Raw genomic sequence first — 14,767 nt, 5'->3', positions numbered from 1 at the left:
ATCGCCTGTCAGCGCCTTGCAAATGAGCGAGACCAAGCTGTCGCGCGCTCGCTCGTGGAGTGCCGCCTTTCGGCCGCCATGCAAGGAAATCATCAACGCTCATCCAATCAGCCGGGTTTGTATCGGCGTCTGGCTGGCTGAATTCCACATACATCCACATACAGATGCAGTTCGTTCGTCAGGAAGACGACCCCTCCACGAGCCTTTGATGTCATTGGCAAGGTTGTAGGCGAGGATGGTCATAGCGGGGCACTCCTTTCGCCGTGGAGCGTGCCTGTCTCACGGGAAAATTCCATCACCAGAAGCAGTATTGACGCTCGCGCTTTCTCACAAATCCAACGTCCACGTGATGCCGAAAGGTGCAGCTAGCTTTTTGTGCATCTCGATGGAACACGGGATCGCCGCGAAAGTTCGGTGCACGCAGCGAATCCTCCCCCTCCAGGTATTGCTGCAGATCGGTATTCCGATCGGCCCGCGCTCCCCGCAAGGCGCGGGCCCTGGGGCTGTGGTGCTCATGCCATCTACTTCGATCCGCAAGATGGAATATGATCGGGATAGAAGAACCCTCTCGGTGTGGTTCGTCGCCAGCGGCAAGCGGTACGAGTTTGAGGGGGTACCGCCAGAAACCTTTGCCGCGTTCCGGGCGGCGTTCGCCAAGGGCCGCTATTTCAACGACCACATCCGCAACAATTTCCGCTACCGTCTGGTTGCGAGCGATAGCGACCCGGGATGACCTGACCTGCCGGCGGCTCAGTCGTCCTATCGCTCCAACCGGCGGTTGGTGGACGCGTTTCCGCTGTGGCGCTTAGGGTTGGTTACGGTCCGCGCTCACCTGGCAAGCCCAACCCCCCGCATCCCCCCGCCTGGTGCAAAGCGTTTGATCGGTCCCGCCGTTCTGGCAGTGCGGCGGGACTTTTTTGCGGTCCAGGTGGAGCATCGGCGCGCGGGGAAGGCGCGGTGCACGCAGCACCTTTTCTCATCCAACGTACGCGGTGGCGCGCTGAAGGGTCTCGACGTCGGTCTGCCGCCGGAGCTCAACTAGCTGGACTATTGCTCGACCGGAAGCGGCTCGTGCTGGGACTCAGCGTGGTGGAAGACCTGTCCAAGATCGCGCGCGTCGAACGTTTGGCCGCAGACTGGGCAGTAGACCAAGTGCTTCGACTCGTCCTCTACCGGCCCGTCATGCGGCCTGCCCTCATAGCCCGTCGCGATGTTGTCGGTTCTAATCCGGGGCAACGACAAGTGCCTTTCGTCGGTTTGGCGGCCTATATTTCTCTACCAACCGGACCTTGTCACGGTCGACCGTGACCAGCGGCCCGAGGTCGATCGTCACGGTGTCCTCGTCGATGCGCGTGACCTCGCCTTTTAGGTCGATTTGCTGGCCTCGGTTCACCTTGGTGTGGTCGATGATGGATGTGGGAAGTCGTCACCTGGGATAGAGACGGCTTACGCAGTCCTCTGTTATCCGCCTTCGAGCCGTGGCAGCACTCGCCACCTGGTCACCAATGCCTATTTCGCGAGCCATGCCATGGATTCTGGTGCGGGCACCGTCTTCTTCAAGAGGCTTCTAATATACGCCCGTCATCCTGAGGCTGACCTAGGACCAGAGTTACAAAAGTTGAACTTCATCGGGGAACACTCCTTCTGTCTGCCTGTTCGATTTGCCAGGCGCATCCCGCGCATTCAGACAGGAGAAAGAACATGAAACGCATCCTTTTGGCTTCGGCCGTACTGGCGGTGTCGGCCGGGCTTTCCTTTGCCCAGACGACCAGCGGAACTTCGAGCGGAACCTCGACCACGACAACCATGCCCAGCACGACGGATCAGGGCACCGGCACGACGAGCGGCGGCACCAACATGTCCGGCGATCAAGGCACCGACACGACCACGACCAGCGGCACCACAAATGCGAACTCGGCCAGAGACTGCGCGCCCGGCCAGCAGACTGGCAGCGCTCAGCAGGCGGCGCCAGGTCAGCAGGACACGACAGCCAAGACCGCCGCGCCGGGCCAGGTGAAAAAGACCGACGAAGGTTGCTGATTGGCACATCGGCAAAGGTTGGAATCACCAGCGTGTGGCTGGCCGGTCTCCCCCGACCACCGGCCAAAATCACTCGGCTGGCGATCAAATTGCCGCCAGCCGAGCATCAGTTGAGGAACCTTTGCGCTTGCTTGTGCTTTCAGTGGGCACGCCGGGCTTCTGTTTGCTTTCGGTCAGATAGATATCCATCTGCTCGCGCATCTTGCCTGAAGGGAGCTGCGGCCGCGCTCAGAGATACGAACCCCTACATCGGACAACGTAGGTGGGGGCTGATCGTTGCGGCCGGTGACGTTGCCCCCAGTTTCTATCCAGTTTTGAGTTCGTTTCCGGCGTGGGTTGTGCCCTGCTGGGCGGGTGAAGCGGCGGGCGCTGGCGCGGGCCTGCGCGTCGCCGAGGTGTCGATGCTGAAGGTCGCCGAAGTGGTAGCGAGCGCATTGCCACGGAAAGGTCGAGGAGCGCTCCTCGCCCATGCGGATCAGTTTATGTCGTGGTATCACCGGCCTAGAAAGACGACTGACAAGGCCTCCCTTTGCCGGCATGATGCAAGCATCAACATCTGAGCCTTCCATGCTCGAATCGCCAAGGGATGTTGAGAATTTCGGATGACCCGTATCGCAACCTTTAACGTCAACGGCGTGAACGGTCGCCTGCCCTTGCTCATCAAGTGGCTGGGTCAGACCGACTATGACATCGTGTGCCTTCAAGAATTGAAGACTTCGGATGAGAAATTTCCCGCGGAGGCCGTCAGGAACGCCGGTTATGGCGCGATCTGGCACGGGCAAAAGTCCTACAACGGTGTAGCTATACTCGCACGGGGAAAGAAGCCCCTGGAGCGTCGACGCGGCCTGCCGGGTGACCCTGACGACACTCACAGCCGGTATATCGAGGCAGAGGTGGATGGGATCGTCGTGGGGTGCATCTACCTGCCCAACGGCAATCCAGCGCCCGGCCCGAAATTCGACTATAAGCTCCGCTGGTTCGACCGTCTGATCAGCTACGGCCAGCTACTGGTCAAGGAGGGGATCACAAGCGTTCTGTGCGGCGATTACAACGTCGTGCCAACGCCGATCGATGCCGTGGTACCGAGACGTTGGACGGGCGACGCAGTCTACTTTCCGGAGAGCAGGCAGGCCTACGCCGAAATGCTAGACAGTGGGTGGGTGGATGCCGTCCGCTGCATTCATCCGGAGAAAGGCATCTACACGTACTGGAACTTCTCCTACCGAGGCGCTTATGATCGGAGTTCCGGCCTTCGGATGGACCACCTCCTCGTCAGCCCATCACTTTCGAACAGGTTACGTGACGCGGGCGTGGACGCTGACCTGCGAGGCTGGGAAAAGCCGAGTGATCATGTGCCCGCCTGGATAGAGATCGACCCGTCCGGCAAGTAGTTGACATGATCGAATGTTCGGCGGAATCGCTGGGCGTCTTCGCCCACTGCTAATAGATGCGCTGCGAGATTGCTCACGCTGCTTTTCTGGCAGCCGCCCTAAACGGACGGTCAATGGTGAACGCATCTGGACGGATGGCTGCCTCAACCTGGCTCCAGGTCACGGGACGGGCGATTGGGAACCCGGGTCGCGCCCGTGGGGAGAAGGCGCCGACCGCCGTGTTGCCGCGCCCATTGCGAAGGTAGTCGATGAAGATGCGGCCCTTTCGGGCTGCCGGCGCGGCGGAGAGCAGATAGCGATCAGGATGAGCTTCAGCGAGGCGCTTAGCGAACGATCGGGCAAGGAGCCGGGCATTGTCATGCGTGATCTTCGTCCCAAGTGGGGCCATCAGGTGAATTCCCTTGCCGCCCGTCACCTTCGGCCAGCTCTGCAGACCTTCCGCTTCCATGATGTCGCGAAGCGTTAGCGCGGTCTCGATGACTTCATCCCACTCGACCCCCTCGCCCGGATCAAGGTCCAGAACTATGCGGTCGGCATGCTCGATGTCGTCAACGGTGGCATTCCAAGGGTGCAGCTCTACCGCATCCATCTCGACCAGCCCCAGCAAACCGGCAAGGTCGTCCACCCACACGCGCACACCTTCGCCACCCTCACGCTTCTGGAGTCGCAACTGATGCACGGCGGCCGGGATCTTCGGCAACGCGCCCTTGTGATAGAAGGTTGCGCCGAGTGCGTGGCGGACCAGCTTCAGCGGTCGGTGGCCGAGATGGACGAGTGCGTGATCGGCAACCCTCTGCCAATAGCGCGCAAGTTCGTCCTTGGAGGGCGAGACCGCGTCAGGCAGCAATTGCAGGATGTTCTCGCTGGGAGCGCCATGTTTCCGGGCTGGCCCACGCCGCTTTGATGGCGCCGGAGGCTTGGCCGGGATCGGCACGAGGTCTTCGCGCAGACCCTTGACTACTGCCTCGCGCAACACGCCGCGATCAGTGACGCCGCTGAACTGTACCTCGGCCAGCACCTCTGGCCTGACCCACGTCGCCTTCGGCTTCACGATGGGCTCTGACAGAGGCGACTTGCTGATGATCAGCGGGTCGAGCCGCTCTCGAACCAGGTGCGCAGCGCTCAAGGTGTAGCCGCTGCGAGCCTTCCCGGCATAGAGCAGTCGGTCGCCCTCGCGGCGACCGATGTAGAGGGATGCGATGCGGCGCGGGTGAGCGCCCAGCTTCTCGACAAATGCCACGATGGGGAAAGTGTCGCTCTTGATGCACTTCACCTTGAGCCAACTGGTCTGGACCCCTGAGCGGTAGGTGGCATTGGTGCGCTTGGAGACGATGCCCTCCAACCCCATACGGCAGGCATGTTCAAACACGTCCGTGCCGCCCACTTCCAAATGTTCGGCGTAGGTCAATGTCGGCGCTGAGTTCTTCAGCAACTTCTGAAGGGCTGCCTTGCGCTTCACCAGCGGCTGCTGCCGCAGATCGCGCCCGTTGAGGTGCAGCAGATCGAATGCATAGAAGATGAGCCTCGCCGAGTCTGGACTGCCCAACTCCCGTTCCAACGCTTGGTAATCCGGCAGGCCAGTGTCGCCGAGAACGACAGCCTCACCGTCGATGATCGCCGCTTTCACCGGCAAATCCGCCGCCGCTTGAACAATTCGTCGGTATCGGTGCGACCAGTCGTAGCCACGGCGCGTGAAGGCTCGCGCTTTGCCGCCCTCAATGATCAGTTCGGTGCGGTAGCCATCGTACTTGATCTCATGAAGCCATTCGCTGTCCTCAGGCGCGTTCTCGACCAGCGTGGGCGACTGAAACTCAATGAAAGAGAGCCGACCATCCCCAGTTTTGGAACTCATCGCACACTCCTGACCTCCACCCCAACTTTGGTCCCGCTGAATAGGTTCCGGAACAGAGCTGGCCGAGGAGTAGGGTCCCGAGCCGGTTTACCCGATCCTTGCTCGAACCGGGCGTGGTTGAGGGAACTCTTAGTTAAGCCATCTCTTATCTACGAATGTCGCTTGCGCTGGCATTGCCTATCAATGCAACAACGTCGAAGGTCTTGTTGGTGTTTACGAGCCCGGCCCGGGACCGCGCCCGCGGCCTGCCAACTGATCGGCCGTTGGCGGACGCGACGACCTGAGCGAGCGCCCTTGTACTCGTCGGCGGATGGACGACCGCTCTTTTCATCACCGATGCCGTCACGTTCGAGGATGTCAGGGCAACTGACGACGTCGACCTAATTGTCGATCTACTTCGATGCAAGGCTTTCCGGCACGCCCGGCGCGAAATGGATTGCCGAGTACGGGGCAGGCGCCAGCATTGTGCTGGTCAATCGCGTGATGGCCGACATGGCCGCGGCGGCCGTGGCGGGCCCGGCCTCGCGGTGCTGGCCCGCATCATAGGATAGCGACCCGGGGTTGCGGCGCTTGACCGGGAAATTCTGGGGCGGCAGAGCCTCTCGGTCGTCTACCGCCGCGAGCCCGCGCTGGCGAGTTCGGTTCCAATCATTGTCCGTTCCCGATGAACGTGATGCGGCGACATTTTGGCGCGATGCCGCGCTGAGCGGTCAGAACCTGAAGGTCGACGAGACAATCGACGGCTTGTGTGAGTTGAGCCTTTGCCCATGGCAGTACGGCGGCTTCCCTTGCTGTGTTGAAGGTCAGTGCCAACTGTTGCTGCCGGTGGTGCTCGGCTGGTGCAACGAGAACTTCAGCCATAGTGAAGGCGCGGTTTGGGCACTGTTTCGGTGAACTGCACACCGACACGGTCGTTCCTGCGCCAGCGCAACACAGACCGATAGGCAACGCCATCGGTCGGCACGTAGAGAAGGAAATGCTCCGGCACCAGGGCTTCGACCGGCACCTTGAGTTCGGCTCCGCCGACGTTCTGGTTTCGAATGGTGCAGGTGATTTCGGAGTTGTTGATGCCGTTAATGATCGCGGCACCCTTCAGGACGCGCTGTCTCCGTTCGCGGCGGTTGTCGCCTTCTTCAACCATTGTGACCTCCGTTAGGCACCCCACTTGTATATCAGAACCGCCCACGCGCGAGCCGGATTAAATCGCGGAGCGTTGTTACCCGCGTCGAGCTGCGATGGCTGTCCAGTCGGGTCAAAAAGGGTTTCCATATGCCTCGGCCCCTTGCCTCGGCCTGGATACAGCGCCCTGTCAGGATTCTTGAGCTGCCCTTCCGGGTAGCCGATGGGTCCGCCCGGAAGGGGGTGCCAACGTCCGCCTTCAGACGTTGCGCCAAGTTCTTCGTCGCCAGGCCGGTGCCGACCGCCGTCAAGCGATAGCGCCCGCTGTGCATGGACTTTCCGCTGGCGAGATCGTGAGCGAGCGCGGAGCCGGCGGCCGGGATTATCTTCGTCAGGGAGTCTCTGCCGTCGGTCCGCGCTGTGCAGCACGCGGGCGATGGCGTTAGGCAGGGAATAGCGGCCGAGGTGAGGGACGGCAAGCCGCGCATTGCCGGGGCAAAGGCCGTGATCATACATGCCGTCCCCGATCTAGGATGAAGGCCCGCGCCGAAGCCTACGTTCTGGCTGGTGGCGGTGAAGCAGACCTGAACGCAAGCAAAGAAGAACAAGCCGATCACTGCGCATGTTGCGTAAGGAGACTATTGGGTGCGCTCATGACGCAACCAACGGAACTGTGACAGTTGTCGCATAATTTATCGAGTATCGGTCGAAGTACGGAAACTCGATCGCGAACGCATATTTGGCGGTCAGATGGGCCATTCGAAAGCCGCCGCTGGGGGCGTCGATTGCTATTGTTACGTCGACGTCGGTTAATCCCAAACTCAGCAATTTTGCCGTGGCGATCGCTTTTATCTCGGCTTCGGTCAGCGAATTCTTCATTTGCAGCGCTCGTGAGGACGTTTCCAGAGTATAGCGAACACTTGACATGGCATTCAGAGCCCAGCCGAATGCGAAGATGCCGATCAAAAGCATTATCAGAATAGGCGCGATCAGCGCGAACTCCAGTGCGGCTCCGCCTGATGCCCCACGTATGAAGGCTCTCCCTTTAGCGAACACGTATCACCTGTTTGTGGCTGAGCTCGCGCGAGAGGGAAAACTCGCCGAAACTGAAGGGCGGCGACCAGGTGGCCGTCGCCTGTATTTCAACGAAAACCGCGGAAGCTTTCAAACTGTCGCACAGCACAGATGGATCGACCACGGTGATCCCGCACATATGTTTCCGGCTCAGCGTCACCTGCGCGTCATCGGGATGATTTTCCCAGCTCGAAAGGGCGACGGTCTGGGTAGCCGCGTCGTCGGCTGCCCCTTGCATCACGAGATTGGCCGCCGTTTTCACGCCCGCACGCATCGACAACGCGCTTGATACAAAAGACCAGCCGTCAATGATGGCAAGAAGTACCAGGCAAAGGATCGGCACAACCAGCGCAAACTCCACCGAGGCAATACCCGAATCGCTCCCGAACATTCGGGCTGGTAACCGTGCCACGAAGATTACTCGACAAGCTTTATCGATTGCGTGGCCGGAATGTCTCGCATTCCAAGGCTCGTGCAATCCTGATTGACGTTCGCATTGCCGGACCACTGCACGGAACTGGCGACGATCTGAGTGCAACCACCTTTGCCCGAGAAATTGCCGAGGTAATTGACATCCTGTGTTGGAAAATACAAAGCGCCGGTCAAAAGCGAATCTGCCGTGCCATTAAACGTGTTCGATCCCGTCCGGTTAGCTTTGTCGCCGTAAAACAGCACCCCCGAATAGGTGCCTGACGTCGGTGCGCTGAGCTTGACGGTGGCCGTGCCGTTCATGCTGACGCCCGCGCTGCCGGCCAGATAGATGATGACTCCCTCGCCTGAAATATTTGCATTCGAGTTCGCTTTGAAATCTCCTCCCTGAATGACGTATACCCCGGCCGAGAGCGTCACATTGCCGCTCAAGCTGAGCCCCCTGCAGTATGTTCCAGGTTGCAACGTCGACTGGTTGCTGTTTTGACAGGGGTTCGTGGCCGGTGGCGCCGGCAAGTCGGCAAAAGGATCGGCAGCGGGCAACGCCTGGGTTATCGGGCTGGCGCAGACGGTCGTCACGGGGTTGCTCAACGAAACACCGCCTGCCGATATTAGGCAATCGACCTGAAGGCTTGCCGATCCCTGAAGCTTGATGGCGTCCGCGGCTATCGAATTCGACATTATGACGCAGCCGGTCAGTTTGAGGTTGGAACTGCCGGAAAACAGCGCCGCTTTCGAAGCGGAAGGATCGAGCGCCGTAAGGCAGGCCTTTGAAGCAGCCGTGATAAGAGCCACCGCTCTTGCCCGTGCGCCGACCGGGTTTTGCGTGAATATCGATGTAAAAAACCGATCGAGGTTCTGATGGACGATGACCTCGACGGCCTTTTGGGCGACATTCGGGCCAGAGGACGGGGGCGTGAAGATTTCGATTGTGCCTGTTGACGGGTCCCAGCCGTTCGTCGTCGCTGACAGTGTCGCGGCGGAGACAATCGTTGGCTTGTCAGATCCCGAAACCTTTTCCAAAGCGCCAGCATAGGCCGCCGCATCCGCCACCGCCTGTAATTTCAGGCTGCTAAAATACCAGTAGGAGGTCTCGATACCGAGACCCGCTGCGCCGACGACAATCGGCAACGACAGGGCAAAAATAGTAGCAATGTTGCCGCTCTCGCCTGTTTGTCGCTGACGGCTAACAAACCGCCTCAAGATACGGCCACCCCATTCCATGGAAGTATTAAAGCCGGGATGAATGAAGGAACGGCTAAGGATTTCACTCCATTTTACGGGTACGCTCCTTGGGCGGCCGGCACGAGCTCCGGGGCAACTGCTCGACAACGCGGGCCTCTGCTATTGATGGTAATGCAGATTTGCATTTCTAATCGTGCGGATCAGTTGGAGCTGCGATCGACCATCAGGCCGAGCCACTCGTCGCGACTTAGGTCGCCAGCACTGTCCTGCTCGGCAAGCTCCCGCAGGCGGCCGCCATGCCGGCGAACCCGAGGGCATGCATCTGATCAAGTGTTGGGGTTTCAGCATTCTTTCTTCCTTTCCTTCACTGGTCATAGTTACTGCCGCGGATGTTGGGATGCGCATGCGTCGGCGCACGCAGCGTCGATACGCCTTGGGCATGTGGGCGTTGACAGTGACATGGCCGGAGCGACGTGTTTCAGACGCCGAGCAATTCCAAGGACTGAGCACCAGAACCGAACCTCCCGACGGATTTTCGCGAGCTGCATTCCTCCCTCCCCTCCTTATCAAAACCGCCGCTCGCGAATTCGCTGGCGAGTATATCTCCGGCATGATATACATATATCACTCACGAGGATATACAAAATGCCGCTCTTCATTCGCGATCCCGACGTCGACGCCATGGCCGTCGAGCTGCAGCAGATTACCAAGGCGCGCAGCAAGACCGAGGCCGTCAGAACCGCCTTACGCCATGAGATCGAGCGCAACCGCAGCAGCGTCCCGCTGCGCGAGAGACTTGCCAAAGTCAAGGAAATGGCGCGGCGGATCGGGCCAGCCAACCCTGATTTCGATATGAAGAAATTCACCGACCAAATGTGGAGCGACGACTGATGTTCGTCGATGCCTCGGTGATCGTTGCCATCCTGAACGAGGAACCTGGCGCGGAAGAACTGGAAAAGCGGCTCGCGGCCGCGACCAAGCCGCTGTATATCTCCCCGCTCGTCCGGTTCGAGGCAGTCCAGGGACTCGCGCGAGCGTCGGCCGAAGCCATCAAAAAGAACGCCAAGCCCACGGCCAACATGCTGGCGCAAGCCCGTGATACCGTCGACGCCTTTTTGATCGAGATCGCCGGCAAGGAAATCACGATATCCGGCGACATCGGCGACCGGGCGATCGAAGCCAGCATGAAATACGGCAAAGCAGTCGGGCACAAAGCCGATCTCAATTTCGGCGATTGTTTTGCCTACGCCTGCGCGAAGGCTCATCGGCTTGCCCTGCTTTACAAGGGCAATGACTTTTCACAAACTGATCTGGCGTAGGGCTTTCCGGGCCTTGCATCGCGGCGCGAGAGCCGATGGGCCCCTTTTGCATGCTTTGGGCGAATCGTCGTCTTTCATGGCTAAACGCAACAAGATCGTAGGTGCACTGGTCGTCAGGCGCCACAAGCCAGGTGCCTTCCATGAGCAAGTTGTCCATCTGCTGGAGACCTTCGCAGCCCAATCGTGCTCGCGATCCAGAATGCCAAGCTGTTCCGCGAGATCGAGGAGAAAGGCCGGGAGCTGGAGGCAGCTAGCCGCCACAAGTCCCAGTTCCTCGCGAATATGAGCCACGAGCTCAGGATACCGCTCAATTTAGTCTTGGGCTTCACAGAACTGCTGGTCGACGGCATCTACGGCGAACTCCCGGACAAGGCGAAGACGACCGTCGCGCGCGTGCAGGCAAACGGCCGCCACCTCCTCGGGCTCATCAACGACGTACTCGACCTTTCCAAGATCGAAGCCGGCCAGCTCACGCTGGCGATCGAGGACTACTCCGTCGCGCAGATTGTTCGATTGACCGTTACGGCTGTCGAGCCGCTGGCACGAGCGAAAAGGCGGCGAGTTCTGGCAGCCCTGGGGACTGGTCCACCACCGACGGTGAATCCGTCTAAGAAGCCGTTGGTGTCCAGTTTTGGACGCGTCGGCGATTGTCGTGTGGCGCTTTTTTGATCATCCTATCGAGCGGTTGGATACTCGTTGGCCTCGAAAACATGGTGATGCACACGGCCGGTGAACATCTTGAGCAGCTCTCCGGTCACATCGCGGCTCTGAAAGCGAACGTCGGACTGCAGCGCCTTGTTGCAGGCGTCCATGTCGGGATAACGGATGGCGAGCGCCATGGCATAGACGGGGGCGCCCTCATCCCGTGCCGTGCCATCCAGAACGCGCACCTCCTCGGCTCCAGGAAATTGCGTCCACAACGGCACCAGCCTCGCCTTGACGAAGCGCCGGAATTCGCTCTCGCGTCCGGGGTGGATCTCGCCTTCGAACAGGGCGTAGCGAATGATCATAGCGAGGGGTTTCCTGATTTTCTGCGCTGGGATGGCCGCCGGCCGGCAAGGGCAGGTCGCGGTGCAATTCGTGGATTTGTCGTGCGAATGCGATGCGGGCGCATCGCGTATTGCGCCCGCATCGCCGGGCTCCTATTTGCCCCAGATCTTCTTGTATGCGTCGCGGTAGCCATTGCCGGGGTCGAATGCGTTATTCGGCCCACCGTCGAACTCGACATTGTCGGCCGTCACCACATGCAGCGGCGACAGATAGCCCGACCATTTTTCGCCAGCGATGGCGCGGTTCAGCTCGTCGACCAATTGCCAGCCCTGCAAGTTGAGCGGTTCGGCGACGGTCACCTTCTGGAACTGACCGGCGCGAATGCGCTGATAGGCCGATTCCGAACCGTCGCCGGCGGCGACATTGATCGGCGCGTCGGTACCGGCTTTGCCGGCGGCGGCAAGCGAGGGTCCCATGAAGTCGAAATAGAGATCGTTGATCGCCAGCGAATGCGTCCAGGCATCGCCGTATTTCTGCAGCAGCGAAGTGGTCAGCTGCGGCATGCGCTGCGAAGTCTCGGCGATCGGCGTGTCGACATATTCGAGCACCTTGCCGCCCAGCCGCTCGATCTCCGCCTTCATCTTGTCGGCTTTGGCGATGGCGATGGCATAGGTCGAATCGGTGAAGATGACGACGCCGGGCTTGCCCTTGGCATCGGCGTAGGCCCAGTCGGCCGCGGCCGTGGAGACTTGCATGGCATCCGTCGACACGTTGGCGAACACGCCGCTTTTCTCGTCGGGCCCGATCACCGGTCCGGCATGCCAGGAGACCAACGGGATACCTGCGGCCTTGGCCTGTTCCAGCGCCGGCGCCTGCTCGACCGCGTCAAAACCGTTGATGACGATCCCATTCGGCTTCAACGCCATGGCTTGGCCGAAGGCAGCGGTGCGGCCGCCGATCGAGCCGGCGCCGTCAATCACCTTGACGTCCCAGCCGATCGCCTTGGCTGCTTCCTCGACGCCGTTGGTGACGCCCAGGATGCCGCCGTTCTTGAGATCGCCGGCGAGCACGACGATCGTCTTGCCTTGCTGCGCCTTCGGACCGGTGGTCGGGCCATCCCAGGCCGTGACCTTCTGCGCATATTTCTGGACCACCGCCATGGCGTCGGCTGTGGCGTCCGCCCGTGCCTGGCCGGCGAACAGGACAGGAGCAGCGATTGTCATGGCCATCAAGGCGACGGATGATTTCAGGAATGTTCTGCGTTGCATGTTGGTACCTCCCTTGGTTTCAAGAAATTGCATGGTCTTTCAAACTCGGCTTTCGATTGGAGTTGGCGACATGTCACCGGCTGATGTCGCCCGCCACCGGACCAACACCGGCCGGATGTGCGTTGACGTAGATGGCGTAGAGGGATGTCTGCGCGGTGATGTAGAGGCGGTTGCGCTTGGGACCGCCGAAACAGACATTGGAAACGAGCTCGGGAACCAGGATACGGCCGATCAGGGTTCCGTCCGGTGCATGGACGCGCACCGAGTCGGCGCTGGAGGCCCAGATGTTGCCGTCGCGATCGACGCGAAAACCATCGAAGAGGCCAGCCCCGCACTCGGCGAAGATGCCGCCTGCAAGCGCCGAGCGGCCATCGGCGGCAAGGTCATAGGCCTTGATCGCGCGCGGCAGGCCGGGCACATGGCTGGCGCCGCTGTCCGAGACATAGAGGATCGTCTCGTCGGGCGAAAAAGCCAGGCCGTTCGGCTGCACCATATCTGTGACAACGGCGCTCACCTCGCCCGAAAGCTCATCGAACCGGTAGACATGGGAGCCGCCGATCTCCGCTCTGGCGATCTTGCCCTCGTAGTGGCTTTCGATGCCGTAGACCGGGTCGGTGAACCAGATCGTACCGTCGGATTTGACCACCACGTCATTGGGTGAATTGAACCGCTTGCCTGCAACGGTTTCGACAAGCGTCTGCCAACGCCCGTCATGCTCGAGCCGGGAGACACGGCGCCCGCCATGCTCGCAAGCAACGACGCGGCCTTCGCGGTCGAGTGTGTGGCCGTTCTGGTAGTTACAATGGGCCTCGAAGATGCTGACGGAACCATCGCTTTCGTCGTAGCGCAGCAGCCGATCGTTCGGGATGTCCGACCACAGCAAATGCCTTGCGGCGGGGACATACACCGGTCCTTCCGCCCAACGGCTACCGGTCCATAGCCGTTCGAGCTTGGCATGCCCGATCATCAGCTTGCCGAACCGATCGTCGAGAACCTCGTAGTCGTTCATTCCATGATCCACGGGTTTGGCTCGATTTGTCACTTCGAGGGCTGCGCGACGGTCTTGGTCCTGTTTCTTTGCGCTGCGCCGCGCTTGCGCTGGGCGTAGCCGGCAATGCCTATGGCGACAAGCAGCGTGACGCCGTTGAACAATGGCTCGACGAAGAACGAGCCGCCGAACTGCTGAATGCCGGAAATACCGACCGCCAGGATGATGACGCCCGTCATCGTGCCCCAGACGTTGACTCGTCCAGGCTTGATCGTGGTCGAGCCGAGAAAGGCGCCGACGAGAGCCGGCAGCAGATACTCCAGTCCGACGCTGGCTTGGCCAATGCGCAGCTTGGAGGCGAGCAACACGCCTGTCAGCGCCGTCAGGAAGCCCGAGGAGATGAACGCCCCAATGACGAAGCGGCGCACCGGAATGCCATTGAGAGCAGCCGCCTTCGGGTTGGCGCCGATGGCATAAACGTAGCGGCCGATCGGCAGATATTCGAGAATGATCCACAGTGCGACGGCGATGCCAAGCACGTAGAGGCCGGTGATCGGCAGCCCGAACACCATCGTGCCGTTGAGCGCGTAGAAGCCGTTGGGCAACACGCCGACAACCTGCCGGCCGCCAGTGTGCCAAAGCGCCAAGGAATAGAGCACGGTGCCGGTGCCCAGCGTGGCGATGAAAGAGTCGATGCGGGCGACTTCGACCAGCAGGCCGTTGAGGAAGCCGGTCGCGGCGCCGAGAACCAGCACTATCATCACTGCCAGCGGCCACGGAATGCCGAACATGGTCTGCAGACTGATGGCCAGGATGTGCCACAGCACAATGCCGTAGCCGACGGTGAGGTCGATGCGTCCCGACGCCATTGGGATCATCGCCGCCAGCGACAACAGCGCAATAATCGCCTTGTCGGAGATGATCGAGCGCAGGTTAAGCAGCGTCGGGAACGTGTTCGGCAGCAGGATCGAAAACAACAGGATCAGCAACACCGTCAGGATAACCAGCCCGTAGACCGGCAGCAGCCGGATGACCTTCTGCCCCATGGACAAATCAGCCATCTCGCCGCGGGTCGGTTCGAGGGCGCTGGATTCGATCGATTGCATGAGTTC

17 protein-coding genes are annotated in these 14,767 nt (G+C 60.5%); 7 read left to right on the top strand and 10 right to left on the bottom strand.

Translation table 11 applies throughout. From position 1 onward, the window contains the following. The first annotated feature begins 310 nt into the window (after positions 1-310). From NKI72_RS22325 to xth, 3 genes are all read left to right on the top strand, one after another. Complete coding sequence (locus NKI72_RS22325) at positions 311-733, top strand: KTSC domain-containing protein (RefSeq protein ID WP_352483816.1); 423 nt, start codon at positions 311-313, stop codon at positions 731-733. Between the two features lie 968 nt (positions 734-1,701). Next, a complete protein-coding gene (locus NKI72_RS22320; RefSeq protein WP_352831902.1) occupies positions 1,702-2,040 on the top strand; it encodes a hypothetical protein in 339 nt (112 codons plus the stop codon). Positions 2,041-2,642: 602 nt separating this feature from the next. After that, a complete protein-coding gene (gene xth, locus NKI72_RS22315) occupies positions 2,643-3,431 on the top strand; it encodes an exodeoxyribonuclease III (RefSeq protein WP_352771259.1) in 789 nt (262 codons plus the stop codon). 73 nt (positions 3,432-3,504) lie between these two features. On the opposite strand, the gene ligD is transcribed toward xth, so the two are convergent. Beyond that, entirely contained in the window at positions 3,505-5,283 is a 1,779-nt protein-coding gene (gene ligD, locus NKI72_RS22310) for a DNA ligase D (protein ID WP_352850921.1), read from the bottom strand. 384 nt (positions 5,284-5,667) lie between these two features. Between ligD and NKI72_RS22305 the strand changes: the two genes are divergently transcribed. Further along, on the top strand, positions 5,668-5,829 hold the full coding sequence (locus tag NKI72_RS22305; RefSeq protein WP_352850920.1) for a hypothetical protein: 162 nt from the start codon (positions 5,668-5,670) through the stop codon (positions 5,827-5,829). Between the two features lie 102 nt (positions 5,830-5,931). Here NKI72_RS22305 and NKI72_RS22300 read toward each other — a convergent pair whose 3' ends face one another. The 5 genes from NKI72_RS22300 to NKI72_RS22275 form a co-directional block, all read right to left on the bottom strand. After that, positions 5,932-6,144: a hypothetical protein gene (locus tag NKI72_RS22300; RefSeq protein WP_352850919.1), complete on the bottom strand. Its 213-nt coding sequence runs from the start codon at positions 6,142-6,144 to the stop codon at positions 5,932-5,934. Next, positions 6,137-6,424, bottom strand: a complete 288-nt coding sequence (locus NKI72_RS22295; protein WP_352474370.1) for a PilZ domain-containing protein — start codon at positions 6,422-6,424, stop codon at positions 6,137-6,139. The genes NKI72_RS22300 and NKI72_RS22295 overlap by 8 nt, the downstream gene beginning before the upstream one ends. A gap of 629 nt (positions 6,425-7,053) precedes the next feature. Then, positions 7,054-7,458: a TadE/TadG family type IV pilus assembly protein gene (locus NKI72_RS35485; RefSeq protein ID WP_502898563.1), complete on the bottom strand. Its 405-nt coding sequence runs from the start codon at positions 7,456-7,458 to the stop codon at positions 7,054-7,056. Then, positions 7,448-7,867 (bottom strand): TadE/TadG family type IV pilus assembly protein, encoded by a 420-nt coding sequence (locus tag NKI72_RS22280; protein ID WP_352474371.1) that lies wholly within the window; start codon positions 7,865-7,867, stop codon positions 7,448-7,450. The genes NKI72_RS35485 and NKI72_RS22280 overlap by 11 nt, the downstream gene beginning before the upstream one ends. A gap of 26 nt (positions 7,868-7,893) precedes the next feature. Continuing rightward, on the bottom strand, positions 7,894-9,129 hold the full coding sequence (locus NKI72_RS22275) for a pilus assembly protein TadG-related protein (protein WP_352850918.1): 1,236 nt from the start codon (positions 9,127-9,129) through the stop codon (positions 7,894-7,896). A 606-nt stretch (positions 9,130-9,735) separates the two neighbouring features. Between NKI72_RS22275 and NKI72_RS22270 the strand changes: the two genes are divergently transcribed. From NKI72_RS22270 to NKI72_RS22260, 3 genes are all read left to right on the top strand, one after another. Next, positions 9,736-9,981 carry a type II toxin-antitoxin system VapB family antitoxin gene (locus tag NKI72_RS22270; RefSeq protein WP_352850916.1) on the top strand — a complete coding sequence of 82 codons (246 nt, stop codon included), beginning with the start codon at positions 9,736-9,738 and terminating at the stop codon, positions 9,979-9,981. Beyond that, on the top strand, positions 9,981-10,409 hold the full coding sequence (locus NKI72_RS22265) for a type II toxin-antitoxin system VapC family toxin (RefSeq protein WP_352685439.1): 429 nt from the start codon (positions 9,981-9,983) through the stop codon (positions 10,407-10,409). The genes NKI72_RS22270 and NKI72_RS22265 overlap by 1 nt, the downstream gene beginning before the upstream one ends. 183 nt (positions 10,410-10,592) lie before the next feature. Beyond that, positions 10,593-11,078: a sensor histidine kinase gene (locus NKI72_RS22260; protein ID WP_352850915.1), complete on the top strand. Its 486-nt coding sequence runs from the start codon at positions 10,593-10,595 to the stop codon at positions 11,076-11,078. Positions 11,079-11,083: 5 nt separating this feature from the next. On the opposite strand, the gene NKI72_RS22255 is transcribed toward NKI72_RS22260, so the two are convergent. From NKI72_RS22255 to NKI72_RS22240, 4 genes are all read right to left on the bottom strand, one after another. Beyond that, entirely contained in the window at positions 11,084-11,419 is a 336-nt protein-coding gene (locus NKI72_RS22255; protein ID WP_352693916.1) for a hypothetical protein, read from the bottom strand. 132 nt (positions 11,420-11,551) lie between these two features. After that, positions 11,552-12,667: an ABC transporter substrate-binding protein gene (locus tag NKI72_RS22250; RefSeq protein WP_352450614.1), complete on the bottom strand. Its 1,116-nt coding sequence runs from the start codon at positions 12,665-12,667 to the stop codon at positions 11,552-11,554. Positions 12,668-12,740: 73 nt separating this feature from the next. Next, positions 12,741-13,676 (bottom strand): SMP-30/gluconolactonase/LRE family protein, encoded by a 936-nt coding sequence (locus tag NKI72_RS22245; RefSeq protein ID WP_352850914.1) that lies wholly within the window; start codon positions 13,674-13,676, stop codon positions 12,741-12,743. A 29-nt stretch (positions 13,677-13,705) separates the two neighbouring features. Continuing rightward, positions 13,706-14,761 carry an ABC transporter permease gene (locus NKI72_RS22240; protein ID WP_352450612.1) on the bottom strand — a complete coding sequence of 352 codons (1,056 nt, stop codon included), beginning with the start codon at positions 14,759-14,761 and terminating at the stop codon, positions 13,706-13,708. Between the last annotated feature and the right edge of the window lie 6 nt (positions 14,762-14,767).

It is taken from the genome of Mesorhizobium sp. M0437 (assembly GCF_040321335.1).
In the GTDB taxonomy this organism is placed as follows: Bacteria; Pseudomonadota; Alphaproteobacteria; order Rhizobiales; family Rhizobiaceae; genus Mesorhizobium.
The sequence above is the reverse complement of the archived record's forward strand: the minus strand, read 5'-3'. Positions and strand labels throughout refer to the sequence as shown.